Source organism: Membranihabitans maritimus (genome assembly GCF_021729145.1).
GTDB lineage: Bacteria > Bacteroidota > Bacteroidia > Chitinophagales > Saprospiraceae > Membranihabitans > Membranihabitans maritimus.
The window spans coordinates 34,717-47,848 of the sequence record NZ_JAJSLW010000011.1 but is presented as its reverse complement, the minus strand read 5'-3'; the positions used below and the strand labels follow the sequence as shown (position 1 = coordinate 47,848).

General features: G+C 36.3%; 11 protein-coding genes and 1 pseudogene. 8 read left to right on the top strand and 4 right to left on the bottom strand.

The window, feature by feature from the left end; all coding sequences use genetic code 11:
• The first annotated feature begins 4 nt into the window (after window positions 1-4).
• From LVD47_RS14160 to LVD47_RS14130, 7 genes and pseudogenes are all read left to right on the top strand, one after another.
• On the top strand, window positions 5-2,230 hold the full coding sequence (locus LVD47_RS14160; protein WP_236977731.1) for a TonB-dependent receptor: 2,226 nt from the start codon (window positions 5-7) through the stop codon (window positions 2,228-2,230).
• Between the two features lie 99 nt (window positions 2,231-2,329).
• A pseudogene (gene arr, locus LVD47_RS24310) lies at window positions 2,330-2,772 on the top strand (NAD(+)--rifampin ADP-ribosyltransferase).
• Window positions 2,773-2,776: 4 nt separating this feature from the next.
• Window positions 2,777-3,391, top strand: a complete 615-nt coding sequence (locus tag LVD47_RS14150; RefSeq protein ID WP_236977729.1) for a Crp/Fnr family transcriptional regulator — start codon at window positions 2,777-2,779, stop codon at window positions 3,389-3,391.
• Between the two features lie 465 nt (window positions 3,392-3,856).
• Window positions 3,857-4,435, top strand: coding sequence for an NAD(P)H-dependent oxidoreductase (locus tag LVD47_RS14145; protein ID WP_236977727.1), 579 nt, complete (start codon window positions 3,857-3,859; stop codon window positions 4,433-4,435).
• 596 nt (window positions 4,436-5,031) lie between these two features.
• Entirely contained in the window at window positions 5,032-6,828 is a 1,797-nt protein-coding gene (gene vgrG / locus LVD47_RS14140) for a type VI secretion system tip protein VgrG (RefSeq protein ID WP_236977719.1), read from the top strand.
• Window positions 6,829-6,845: 17 nt separating this feature from the next.
• Window positions 6,846-7,145 (top strand): PAAR domain-containing protein, encoded by a 300-nt coding sequence (locus LVD47_RS14135; protein WP_236977706.1) that lies wholly within the window; start codon window positions 6,846-6,848, stop codon window positions 7,143-7,145.
• A 681-nt stretch (window positions 7,146-7,826) separates the two neighbouring features.
• On the top strand, window positions 7,827-9,098 hold the full coding sequence (locus LVD47_RS14130; protein WP_236977704.1) for a site-specific integrase: 1,272 nt from the start codon (window positions 7,827-7,829) through the stop codon (window positions 9,096-9,098).
• Window positions 9,099-9,485: 387 nt separating this feature from the next.
• On the opposite strand, the gene LVD47_RS14125 is transcribed toward LVD47_RS14130, so the two are convergent.
• The 3 genes from LVD47_RS14125 to LVD47_RS14115 form a co-directional block, all read right to left on the bottom strand.
• On the bottom strand, window positions 9,486-9,878 hold the full coding sequence (locus LVD47_RS14125; RefSeq protein ID WP_236977695.1) for a type II toxin-antitoxin system VapC family toxin: 393 nt from the start codon (window positions 9,876-9,878) through the stop codon (window positions 9,486-9,488).
• The gene (locus tag LVD47_RS14120; RefSeq protein WP_236977693.1) at window positions 9,869-10,078 is read right to left on the bottom strand and encodes a hypothetical protein; all 210 of its coding nucleotides are present in this window, start codon (window positions 10,076-10,078) and stop codon (window positions 9,869-9,871) included. The genes LVD47_RS14125 and LVD47_RS14120 overlap by 10 nt, the downstream gene beginning before the upstream one ends.
• Before the next feature lie 151 nt (window positions 10,079-10,229).
• Window positions 10,230-10,448, bottom strand: coding sequence for a hypothetical protein (locus tag LVD47_RS14115; RefSeq protein WP_236977692.1), 219 nt, complete (start codon window positions 10,446-10,448; stop codon window positions 10,230-10,232).
• A 294-nt stretch (window positions 10,449-10,742) separates the two neighbouring features.
• Between LVD47_RS14115 and LVD47_RS14110 the strand changes: the two genes are divergently transcribed.
• Window positions 10,743-10,994, top strand: coding sequence for a UPF0175 family protein (locus LVD47_RS14110; protein ID WP_236977690.1), 252 nt, complete (start codon window positions 10,743-10,745; stop codon window positions 10,992-10,994).
• Between the two features lie 132 nt (window positions 10,995-11,126).
• Here LVD47_RS14110 and brxL read toward each other — a convergent pair whose 3' ends face one another.
• On the bottom strand, window positions 11,127-13,130 hold the full coding sequence (brxL, locus tag LVD47_RS14105) for a BREX system Lon protease-like protein BrxL (protein WP_236977688.1): 2,004 nt from the start codon (window positions 13,128-13,130) through the stop codon (window positions 11,127-11,129).
• Between the last annotated feature and the right edge of the window lie 2 nt (window positions 13,131-13,132).

Genomic DNA, 13,132 nt, shown 5'->3' with positions numbered 1-13,132 from the left:
TACAATGAAGAGTTTCTGCATTTTTTCTTTTTTCATCCTCGTTTTCAACACAATAGCGAGTAGTCAATCCCTGGAGGGATCCGTTCAAGATAAGAATACTAATCCCATCGAAAATGTTTTGGTCGTAAATCTTTCTAACGGCACACATACCCATAGTGACAGGTCCGGCAGTATTTTGGTACCAAATGTATCAATGGGCGATAGTTTGGAATTTTCCCACCTGGGATTTAATACAAAAATAATTCAGGTTAATTCTTTGGAAAAACAATTGTCCATAACACTGATTCCCAAAACCCTTTTACTAAAAGAAATTACCATTGCTCCAGAGACCGATGCCCTCACTTTATTCTCGGACATAGATATTAGGGTGGACCCCGTTAATTCATCACAAGATATATTGCGACAGGTCCCGGGATTGTTTATAGGTCAACATGCAGGAGGTGGTAAAGCGGAACAAATATTTTTGAGGGGATTCGATATTGATCACGGAACAGATCTTAGTATAGAGGTAGATGGGATACCTGTCAATATGGTATCCCATGCCCACGGACAGGGGTATTCGGACCTGCATTTCATCATTCCCGAAACCGTAGACAAAATCGATTTTGGGAAAGGCGGCTATTATGCCGATAAAGGGAATTTTTCTACAGCGGGATATGTCGCATTTAAAACCAGAGAAAGTCTCGAACATAATAGTGTAAAATTAGAAGTCGGCCAATTCAACACCCAACGGCTCATGGGGATGTTGAATGTGCTGGACCGGAAAAACAACTCAGCTTACATAGCCACGGAATTTCTGCGTACTGATGGACCGTTTGAAAGCCCGCAAAATTTCAATCGGATCAATTTTATGGGGAAATATACCGGGCATCTAACCCCAACGGATAAAATAAGCCTGACAGCCTCTACATTTACCAGCGACTGGGATGCTTCTGGACAAATACCACAACGCGCAGTAGATAATGGTATGATTACCCGTTTTGGTGCCATAGATGATACTGAAGGGGGACAGACACACCGTACGAATTTACTCTTTCAATACAATAAAAGCATTGATGACAAATCTTTTGTAAAAAACAATATATACTACACTAAATACGACTTTGAACTATTCTCTAACTTCACTTTCTTCCTGGAGGATCCGCAAAATGGAGATCAAATCAAACAGATAGAAAACAGAAAAATATATGGTTTCAATTCTGAGTACAACAGACAATTTTCAGGATCCCGAATTTCAGGTGATTGGCAGGCAGGAGTCGGATTACGTGCTGACCAGATATTTAATAATGAACTTGCCCATACGGTCAACAGGAAGGAAATTCTTGAACGGATTCAATCCGGGGACGTCCGGGAATCAAATGGGTATGGGTATTTGAACGCTTCTTTTGACCTGGGACAATGGACTTTGAATCCAGGCATCAGGTTAGATTTATTCCACTTTCAATATCAGGATGCCCTGACGAATTTATACTTAAACCAATCACAAGCACAATCAATTGCAAGCCCGAAATTGAATATTCTTTACCATCTTCCCGAAGACCACATTCAATTATATCTCAAGACCGGGAAAAGCTTTCATTCAAACGACACCCGTGTGGTTATTATACAAAATGGACAAAAGATTTTACCCTCATCTTATAATACTGACCTGGGCATAATTTGGAAACCCTTCCCAAATACCGTTATAAATACAGCCCTGTGGTATCTATTTCTGGAACAAGAGTTCGTATATGTGGGAGATGCTGGAATTGTAGAACCTGGAGGAAAGACACAACGACAGGGCGTAGATTTCAGCCTCCGGTATCAACCCTGGGAATGGTTATTTTGGAATATTGATGGGAATTATACTTATGCTCGTTCTGTGGAGGCTCCCCAGGAAGAAAACCTTATACCCCTGGCACCGGATTTCACGCTTTCCAGTGGGCTGAAAGTATTACATCCTTCAGGATGGTATGGAGGCATCTCAGTCAGACATATGGATCACAGACCGGCAAATGAAAACTATTCCATTACTGCTGAAGGGTATACTATTACTGACTTCAATGCCGGCTACCAATGGGGAAAAATCGATTTGGGAATCCAGATTCAAAACCTATTCAATACAGAATGGAATGAAACACAGTTTGCCACCGAGTCCCGATTAGCTGGAGAAGTAAACCCTGTAGAGGAAATTCATTTTACGCCCGGGACTCCATTTTTTGCAAAAGGCGTTGTTCGATTTTCATTTTAATTGCATTGTAGTTTTATTGACAGGAAAATATTTTATGCAGTTATCTAAAATTTTGAAATGAATGACGCCATAAATAGCTCAACTTAAAAAAATGCAATTATGCAGAAAAATACAATAAACAATTCTTTGGCCCCCAGCCCATTTGTACAGACATATTTCTATGGAACAATTGCTGAACTTACTATTGGTGAAAAAGTCGAAGTTGGCTATAACTCAAATTTTGGGCAAAGGAAAAGTTCTAAATATATATTATCTTGACTGTGATGTTGGATGCAGCTATTTGGGGAGCTGAACTTACTATTGGAAAAGGGCGAGAAAGAATTTATTTAGTTGAATCGACGGGAGAAATTGAAAATGCCCCTGACCTGACATACCGTAAATTTCCTGGAAATCCCTCGAAATCATATCGCTCAACAGCCCCTTTTAGAATCGTAGGAGAAGTGTCCAATTATCAAGGACATTCAATTGAACAGATTAATGCCATGAAGGAAGGAATAGATAAGCTTAACCCACATGATATTAAGTCTCTTAACAAATTATAAATATATGATGCCAAAGCAAGAGGTAACAACCATTAAAATGGATAGCGAAAGAATCCTGAAAAATATTGAGAAAAAATATTCTCCGCTTTCGGCTGATTGTCAAAAAGATTTTATTGACTCTTCAAAAATCAATGTTTTTAAAAAAGGGGATATTGCAGTAAGGGAAGGCCAATTTTCAAAAAAGGCATATTTAATAATAGAGGGTTGTGCAAGAGCATATTATCTGAAGGATGGAAAAGACGTTACTGACTGGTTTACTTTTGAAAATCAATTTATGGCTCCGATTGTTAGCTTTTTTAGCCAGGAGGCAAGTCCTCATTATGTGGAATTTGTTGAGGATTCGATAGTACTGGAATTTTCAAAAGATACATTTGATATTCTTTCAGACAAACATCATGATTTCGAACGTTTTATTAGTAAGGTAGTGACAGAAACCATGTTAGGTCTTTGCGAAAGGTTATATACCATTCAATTCAATAAAGCAGATGAAAGATACCAACATCTCCTAAATATCCACCCGAATATTGTCACTAGAATTCCCCTTACCCATATTGCTTCTTACCTGGGAATTACACTTGAAACTTTGAGCAGAATCAGAAACCCTAAATACCGAATTTGATCTATATCAAATGATAATTCTTCCAATAAAACCACCTTTGTAAAAAGAAAATTAAATGGAAGTAAATCACAAAAACCTGAATTCGATTTGGGGACAATGGTGGGTCCCAATTAGAAAATGGTTTTACCCAACTTGGTTACTTTATGAAGTTGCCCTTCGATTTTATGGTTACTCTCTGGCAATTCATGAATATTTTTTACAACAAGAATGGATCGCAGATAATATCAGCAAATTTGGGACACGATTTCTGATATCTTTCTGTAGTATAGCTACTTTCATTATTTGCAACACTTTTCTCACCCTACCCGCTTGTTTTGTTTTATTCGCATTCCTTACAAAAGAAAATTTAACCGGTTATCAATTTGAGAAAAAGCTGAAATTCATGCTATAAAAATATCACAGTCCTGTTCCTATTATCTACCCATGACCTCACTATTTTTTCAAATCACAAATCTCAAACCACGAATGAAAAAGATACTCATTATCAACGGGCATCCCGATAAAAAAAGTTATAACTCTGCACTCTCAGCAGCTTATAAAAAAGGAGTAAAAAAATCCAATGCTGAAATAAAGGAAATTAATATTGGAGAATTAAATTTCAATCCAAACCTTCAATTCGGATACCGAAAGAGAACTGAGCTCGAAGCAGATTTAATAGAATCTCAGGAAAAACTAAAATGGGCCGACCATTGGGTGTTAATTTATCCGGTCTGGTGGGGCTCCGTACCTGCTATTATGAAGGGGTTTTTAGATAGAGTTCTGCTCCCGGGATTTGCTTTTGAAAAAAGGGCAAATTCCTTGCTCTGGGATAAATACTTCACCGGAAAAACGGCAAGAATAATTTGCACAATGGACCAACCAGCATGGTATTACAAACTTATTTACGGGAGCCCTAGTCACTCTGCCATAAAAAAGGCAACTTTAAATTTTATCGGTATTAAGAAAGTAAAAATTACATCTATTGGACCTATAAGATTATCTAATGAAAAATATCGCCTAAAATATTTAAGAAAAATTGAAAACCTAGGAGCAATGAACAGGTGATCAAAAACATGGTCAACCATCCTTACCTGAATTAAAAAGTTGGCATCGGATAAATCTGTAAATTTGACTGATAAGAATTTGACTCAGAAATGTATCTACTGGAACTCTTAGCTCCTAATGCAAGTTTAATCTGATTCTAAAATTCAGTTTCATATAACCACCATTTCAGTGCTGGTAAACTTTTTTAAATAAATCTCCGGCGATGGCTATAATCCCCATCTAATCATGGGCACTTTCACTCCCAAGCTTGCTCAAATTGACAGTTAGTGGAACTATTGGTACGACCACAAAATATCCATCATAAAACCGCTCAGGCCAAAATTCATAAGGTATCTTTATTCCTAATTCAAAACTATTTTTCTATACCCTTTTCTACTACCGTATTAAAAATTATTTTACTTACTTTTGAAAATAATTATCATAGGTTATTTTAGTAAGGTTGGAATTATTAGTTAGGATAACAATTTTCCAAAGCTATCCAAATTTCCATATGTTGTAAATACCAATACCAACCACTAGGCGTATGGACCAAATAATTTTAGAGAATTTCACGAGGCATATAATTATTTTTTCACCCGCCCTAAAACCATAATATAATGAGTAAAAAGTCGATAGCAAGTGGAGATTTAGTCTCTTTTGCGATAAAAATTGATGGCACACCTATTAGTGATATTAATAGCATTCAATCCATTGAAGTCCAAAAAGGCGTCAATCAAATTCCAATAGCTAAAGTAATCCTCACCGACGGAGATTCATCAACCGGAGAATTTGCAGCGAGTTCATCAAACACTTTTGTACCCGGAAATTCAATCACTATTGAAGCTGGATATGATGACAATAATACTGTCATTTTCAAGGGATTAATTACCAAACAAAACATACAAATTAATGAGAATATCGGTTCAGTATTGATTGTTGAATGTCGTGATGAAGCTATAAAAATGATTGTCGGACGTAAAAGTTTGACTTATTCAAAACAAAAAGATAGTGATATTATGACTACTATCATTAATAATTATAGTGGCTTAAGTGCAGCGGTATCACCGACATCGATAGTATGGCCAGAACAAGTACAATATTATACGACAGACTGGGATTACATAATTGCCAGGGCTGAAACTAACGGAATGATTGTTACTTCAATCAATGGGAAGGTATCTGTATTTAAACCTGATGCTGAAAATGTACCTGTTTTTACTATAACCTATGGTGATAATTTATTAGAATTTAATGCAACACTAGATGCGATTACCCAACTAGGATCAGTAAAAGCTTCTTCATGGGATTTTACCGCACAAAAAATTATTTCTGGAGGTGTGGTTAATAAATATAGTGGCCCTGGAAATCTATCCTCAAAAAAACTATCTGAAGTCCTTGGAATTTCTAATTATGAATTACAAAGTTCAACACCAATAAACAATGATGAATTAACAGAATTATCAAATGCTACTTTAATTAAAAGCGCTTTTTCAAAAATCACCGGAGAGGTAAAATTTAATGGGAATAATCTGGTTGACCCTGGAAAGTATATTACCCTAACTGGATTAGGAAATCGATTTAATGGAGATCACATCATTTCAAACATTCACCATATTATAGAACAGGGACGCTGGATGACGAAAGCTTCAATTGGATTGTCAATAAGTTCGCCTTTGGAAGAACCTGATCGAATCGTCCCTTCCGCTCCAGCAATATTACCAGGTGCCAAAGGATTATTTAATGCCAAGGTATTAAAAATGCATGAAGATCCTGCTAATCAATATCGTATATTAATCAATATTCCTTCAATCGATCCGAATGGTAATGGGATATGGGCGCGTCTAACTAATTTTTATTCAACCTCTGGTTCCGGTACCTTATTCATGCCTGAAGTGGGTGATGAAGTTGTTGTCGGTTTTTTAAATGAAGATCCACGTTATCCAATTATATTAGGAAGTATGTACAGTTCATCCGAAAACAAGCCTTTTCAGGAATTAAATCCAGATGAAAAAAATAGCATCAAATCGATTGCTTCTAAAACAGGTATTAATATTCGTTTTAACGACAAAGACCAAATACTTGCAATAGAAACACCTAATGAAAATTGCGCTACCTTTAATGATAAGAACAAGGAAATAACTATCAATGATCAAAATAACAACAGCATTGTTATGTCTGAAAGTGGAATACTACTCAAAAGTGGTAAAAACCTTACCCTGGATGCATCACAAAAATTAATATTTAAAGGTAACGAAGGAATTTTAGTTGAGTCTTCTATGGGTGATGTCCAGATTAAAGCTTTGAATATTACAAATAAAGCGGATATGCAATTTACCGCCGAAGGAGAAATGACGGCATCCCTTCAAGGTGGAACCGAAACCACTATCAAAGGAGGCATGGTAATGATTAATTAATTCAAAAAAGATAAAATATGCCTTCAGCAGCAAGACTAACTGATTTTCATAAATGCCCTGAGGTCACTTCAGGCTCACCTCCCATCCCACATGTTGGCGGTCCTATTACAGGTCCTGGTGACCCCACCGTAATAATAGGTGGACTACCAGCAGCCCGAGTGGGCGATCTGCTGGAATGCGTTGGACCGCCTGACTCCATCGTAACAGGGTCTGCTACCGTAATGATAGGAGGAGTGCCTGCAGCCCGAGTAGGTGATGCCACCGCACATGGAGGAACCATAGTAATTGGAGATCAGACAGTTTTTATAGGTGGATAATGTGAATCCAATATCACTTTCAATCTATTCAACCGGGCATGTAATTGACTACCACAAGTCCACAAAAAATAAATCAATGACAAAGTTCGAATAAGAATCGAATTCAGCCAAATATCAATAAATCGATCGAATTGAACAACCTAAATTACGTTTTTGAGGATTAGTCTTTCTCAAGGCAAAAAGTTATGTAGATTAAAAAAGAATGCTTCTTTAGAATTTCAACTTTTCATTATACAATCATTCGAGAAAAATATCGACAACTTGAAAAAGTAATACGATTTATAATTTGATTTCGACAGGAAACTGTCAATATAAACAAGTCCTTTATAAAATTTCCATCTATGTCTCAACAGTAAACAGCAAAATAATCAACAGTTTAATTTGTGAACAACTATCGACATAAATTTGATATAAAACCTCATTATTTTAACGACATAGTTTAAAACAAAAAAACCCTTGCAATTCATTGAACTACAAGGGATTGTGATTTATATTGGCGGTCCGGACGGGACCGTAACTTTTAAGATTCAATAAGACTACATATTATTATAAATACTGACAATCAATAAGTTAATATTTGTAAGTCTTAACAAATAACACCAAATACCAAACAAACCAACCCCTAAACCGACCCCTAGACATATAATTTTTTCATATATTTGTATTCTTAATACTTCTATTATGAATCAACCAAAGTTTAACCTTAAATCACCCAGTGAGACAGAATCCCTGATTTACTTAATTTTTCGATATGAAGGAAGAAAGCTGAAATTGAGTACCGGATTAAAAGTTCCCACTAAGTTTTGGAATCAAAACAAAATGAGGGTAAAAAATAATAGCCAATTTCCCAAATACGCACTATACAATCAAATTTTGGAGAAATATTCCAATGCAGCTAAAGAATCATATCTTGAATTATTAAATGAAGAACAAAATGCAACAAATGGGAAATTAACCAAGAGAATAAACGAAAAGGTAAATGGAACTCCTAAGAATACCAATGAGAAAGGAAATACTCTTCATTCTTTTCTTGACCAATATCTCGAAAACAAAAAGGCTGATAATACTCTTAGACCCAAAACCATTCAGAATTATGAAAAAATTGTCCGGTTAATAAAGCTATACGAAAAGTCAAAACACTTCAACATGTCAGACATTGATGAAGAATTTCACCTTGGGTTTAAACAGTTCCTCTTTAATACCAAATTCAAAAAGGGTAAAAATAAAAAAGGTCATTACCAACCCAATTATATAGCCAGACTGATTACAAGTTACCGGGGAATTATGGATACCGCATTTTCTAAGAAGCTTATAAAGGATCGGAGTTTCACTTCTAAAGATCTTAGTGTTTCTACCGTTGAAACAGATTCTATTTATCTCAATGAAAATGAAATTGAAGTACTTAGACAATTGGATTTGTCCCATAATCTGCGATTGGAGAAAGCAAGAGATTTATTTTTAATAGAGTGTTATACTGGATTAAGATATTCCGATATTGAAAAATTATCGATGAATCAAGTTTCTTATCAAAATGGGAAAGCCTTTTTAACAGTACCAACTATTAAGACCAATAAAAATGTGGTTATTCCTTTAAGACAATACGTAATAGATATAATCAATAGATACGATGGATTCCCGGTGGAAGCTATTAGTCCGCAAAAGTTTAATGACTACATAAAGGAAGTATGTCAAACAGCCGAAATGAATGATCAGGTACTAGTAAGAAAACATATCAAATCCAAGGTGATTCCTGAATATAAACCCAAATGGGAATTGGTAACCAGTCATACAGGTAGACGTTCTTTTGCGACCAATGCCTATCTAAATGGCATCCCTAGTATCAAAATCATGAAAATAACAGGTCACAAAAAGGAATCGACCTTTATGAAATATATAAGAATTAGTGAAATAGAAAATGCTATGGATTTGGCTGATAGCGACTTCTTTCAGTAATGAAATGATTGATAGATCAAATAGCTATAACCTTTTCACTTTGTTCTTTAGAAAAGCTGTAATTTTTATCTCCATAAATATGTCGGGAAAATTTCCTACCAAATTACCGGGGATAGGGTAAAAAATCCGTTCCGATGGGGCCAGTTTTAATGAGTAAGACTGGCGGAAATGACACGTATTTAAATTTTTATCCTAATTGATTAAGATACACCAATCAAAACTATTTCACAAGCAGATCAATATTTTTCATTTGTTTTATTTTGAACTTCATAAGTCCATTTTATTCTTGCTTCGATCTTTAAGCTCTTATTAAATCCCAAAAAACGTTAGAATTACTCCTCTGAGATGATTGTTTACTGGATAATCTCCATATGCTATTAGCTCTTTTTATTGTTCATAAGGATTGATAACCTTAAGGTCGGAGATATTTTTGAAGTCCTTGACATTCCTTGTAAGCAGTGTAAAGTCATAAGTTAAAGCTGTCGCAGCAATTATTGCATCAGGTAGTTTAATATTATGGGCCTTACGGATATTGGCCGTTTTGAGTTTAATGTCCTTTTCCAATTCAAAAACCATTGCATCCCCTACAAAATCATGTAAAATCTTCAGATCCTTTTCAGAAGAAGCTTTCCAACACAAAAGTTCTATTTCCGTGATTACTGAAATAGCAGGTATAGAATCCTTCAATGTACGATCCATGAACTTTTCCGCCGAGGGTGGAAACTGTTGATTTAAATAATAAATAACTGTATTGGTATCCCAAAGATATTTTATTCCCATCCGTTACGCAACTCTTTCAACTGGTAGTCAATCTCTTCCAAAGATTGTTTAGACATGGCTCCTTTGTACTTTTTCCAGTCTACAGCTTTAGACTTTTCACCTGGTTTCCCCTTATGCAACCGGATAAGTTCAAGTAGCTCCAGTTCCCTCAAAAGGTTCAAGGCTTTTTCATTTATAATATCTATTGTTATGGTACGCATATTTTGAATTAATTAGGGCAAATGCCGGTTTTTATACAAAACATTGAAAATATTTTATCTACTGCTCAACACAAGTTGTTCGAAGCAAAGCAAATACATCCTCAATTGACAAACGTAAAAATAAGTAAAATAGTTTGATGTGGCGAATGGTCTAAATCCAAACATAACTTTTAATTCGTTTCATCACATCCTTATGTTCAGAAAATCGACCGGCTTGAAAATCCTCTTTACTTCGTTTTAATGCAGCAGCAATTTTCTCCTCTTCCTCAATTGAATATTGAGGTTCATAGTCATAACTCAGACTATCCAAAATACTAAGCAAAACTTTCTCTTCTTGCTCGTCGCGAAATGTTACTTTGATAGCATCCATAAGCTTAAAGATAATAAATAAATTTATGTAGTGATCATTTCTTCACCCATTGTACATTAATTACAAGTACAACTGAATTCGTTCAAGTTTCGTTCGAAAAGAAAGTATAAAAAACCATAATGTTCCTGAAATACATTCCTGACGATCAATATTGCATTTCTCCAAAAGTCAATGAAAGTAAATAGATTATACTACAACCGGATCAACCTTAAACAGAAAAGAATATTAGGGTGTTATCACTACGGAAGTTTGGTTTTTTTTAGATATCTTTATTTTGAAGAAATTTTTAATGACATGAGTTTAACAATCAATATACCCGATGATATATGGCAAGCCATACGGCTTCCTGAAACGGATAAACAAGGTCATTTGCTTATAGAATTAGCCGTTAGTCTCTACCAAAGAGGAATTCTTTCCCTGGGTAAAGCCCGATCATTAGCAGGTATGACCAAGTGGGAATTTCATGAGGAATTGGGCAAACGAAAAACAGAACTTCATTATAATCAAGATGACCTGGACAATGACATAGAATATGGCTTCTCCTAAATTGCCTACAGTCATATCCAATTCTTATCCATTAATTAATCAATTTGATGAAAAACAATAACTGACTCGAAATCCCAGTCAATTTAGAAATATGAATCAATTAAGCTTCCTCATAGATAGAAGTTTGATACATCACTTCATTTTCATATAAGTAATCTCACATGCCTTGCACTGCCGCCTGGTTTGATCATACTCCGCTATATCAAACCAACCGCCGGTTTTTTGGAAAATATCCAAACCTCTTCCAAGGACGATCTTCCAGCCATTATCGAGTAGGATGGATCGATCATGAATGTTCTCATCAAACTCGTAAGTAAAGAATATTCCAAGGGGTTTAATTGTGTCTGCTATCTGGGTGAATGACTCACGAGCATTCTCAATGTAGTCTTCATTGTTACTTGTGACCAAATGGAGTTTTACTTCATCATCCATTGACTTGCGCTTGGATATTAGTTGAGCAAACTCCATGAAGTTTCTCAACTGGTATGGAAGCCTGACATAAGGGTCGACAACAGTAATTTCTTCTGCACCTTCCAGATAATCTCCAAACAGTCCTTCATAGGAAACACCTGTTTGATTATCCCGGATAATGGTCTGACCTTCTTTTCGAATCAGTTTCTTCATCTCCGGTTTTGCCTCTTCCTGAGATTTCTGTTCATTTGATGCTTTGATTGTAGGAGCTGAAAATTCTGTTATCTCCAGTGTCTCAACGGTCTTTTTCCCTCCTGATGAAATGACGGAGTAACTGAAATCAACCTCTTCGAAAGTCTCATCCATTTTAGTCAACTGGAGCTTTACTCGCTTTCGACATTCAATAGCGAAATCCAATAACTCCTCAGCTTCCTTTTCAGAATATTCCCCATGGGGATAGATCACTTTTAGAAGCCCAGAAAAGGTTTTTGCTATGGAATTTTTGTCTCTGGTGGTAATGGAATCAGAAAGGTCAAAGAATCGCTTATAATCGTGCATATGGTCTTCCTTACGCATCTCTTTCAAAACCTCCGCCAGATAATCTACTATGAAGCCGTAGCCATCTGTAAACATTTCATTCCGCAGTTTCTGTACTTCCCAACCGGGGAGATAGGCATGGATCCGATCCAGGAATGCGGTATCGTAATATTGCGAGGGTAGCGCCTCAAAAAGGTCGCTATGTCGAAGCATGTATGGCACCGAATGCTCCGTATTGCCCACAAAAGTCATACTGGCTGATGCACCATAAACCTGAGTACCCCTGGAGAAAGATTTATTTGCCATGTAGTTCTTCATGATGTCCACCAAGCCTTTATCCACTCTTTTGACTTTCCCGGCAAATTCATCATAGGCGACTACATCCCAGTAACCTACCAGCCCAATATCTCCTGTGCTGTTATTTACGAAAAGTTTAGCCTTAGTTACCTCACCGCCTGACAATAAGATGCCGTGTGGGGATAACTCTGAAAATATATGAGACTTTCCTGTTCCTTTAGGTCCTAATTCAATGAGATTATAATTGTTCTCCGCAAAAGGCACCAATCTTGTCAACTGGATCAACTTAGAACGAAAAGTAAATTCTTCTGGATTCAACCCAATGGTCTGCATCAATATATCCAGCCATTCATCCTTGGTGAATGATCTTCTTAGGTCTTTGTATTCATCCAGATCTACTCCACTGATCTGAATGGGTTTCAAACTCTCGATCAACCAGGGAGAACCTTCGCGGTCATCGATGGGAATATACCCCATCACGACGATACACCATACTCCCTCTGAAAGTAGTTTTTTATGCCTCTGGATGTGACTATCATCAATTACTACCTTCTTCAATCCTAAATTGGCAAAATTGGCTTCGTAACGATCTTTAGTCTCATTGAGCCTCACGGATACTTTGTCGATGATTCGGTGAGAACCTTTTTCTCTGATCGTTGATTTAATAAATTGAGCTTCATCCCGATGTACAAAATGTTTGGCAATGATATTCCGAACTGTTTCTACGCCTGCCTTAATGGTTTCTTCATCACTGGTAGCGCAATATTGACCGAGAAGGTATTCCAGCACGTAAGTAGGAACTATCGCATTGCCTTTGACCAATTTCGTCAGATCTTTGCGTACGACCTTTCCGGCAAAATATTGATTGAGCTTTTTATCTATTGGATTCATAT

Bases quoted from the DNA above. Each gene is read 5' to 3' on its own strand.
- LVD47_RS14160 (WP_236977731.1), top strand. From the start codon at position 5: ATGAAGAGTTTCTGCATTTTTTCTTTTTTCATCCTCGTTTTCAACACA.
- LVD47_RS14150 (WP_236977729.1), top strand. From the start codon at position 2,777: ATGATGCCAAAGCAAGAGGTAACAACCATTAAAATGGATAGCGAAAGA.
- LVD47_RS14145 (WP_236977727.1), top strand. From the start codon at position 3,857: ATGAAAAAGATACTCATTATCAACGGGCATCCCGATAAAAAAAGTTAT.
- vgrG (WP_236977719.1), top strand. From the start codon at position 5,032: ATGAGTAAAAAGTCGATAGCAAGTGGAGATTTAGTCTCTTTTGCGATA.
- LVD47_RS14135 (WP_236977706.1), top strand. From the start codon at position 6,846: ATGCCTTCAGCAGCAAGACTAACTGATTTTCATAAATGCCCTGAGGTC.
- LVD47_RS14130 (WP_236977704.1), top strand. From the start codon at position 7,827: ATGAATCAACCAAAGTTTAACCTTAAATCACCCAGTGAGACAGAATCC.
- LVD47_RS14125 (WP_236977695.1), bottom strand. From the start codon at position 9,878: ATGGGAATAAAATATCTTTGGGATACCAATACAGTTATTTATTATTTA.
- LVD47_RS14120 (WP_236977693.1), bottom strand. From the start codon at position 10,078: ATGCGTACCATAACAATAGATATTATAAATGAAAAAGCCTTGAACCTT.
- LVD47_RS14115 (WP_236977692.1), bottom strand. From the start codon at position 10,448: ATGGATGCTATCAAAGTAACATTTCGCGACGAGCAAGAAGAGAAAGTT.
- LVD47_RS14110 (WP_236977690.1), top strand. From the start codon at position 10,743: ATGAGTTTAACAATCAATATACCCGATGATATATGGCAAGCCATACGG.
- brxL (WP_236977688.1), bottom strand. From the start codon at position 13,130: ATGAATCCAATAGATAAAAAGCTCAATCAATATTTTGCCGGAAAGGTC.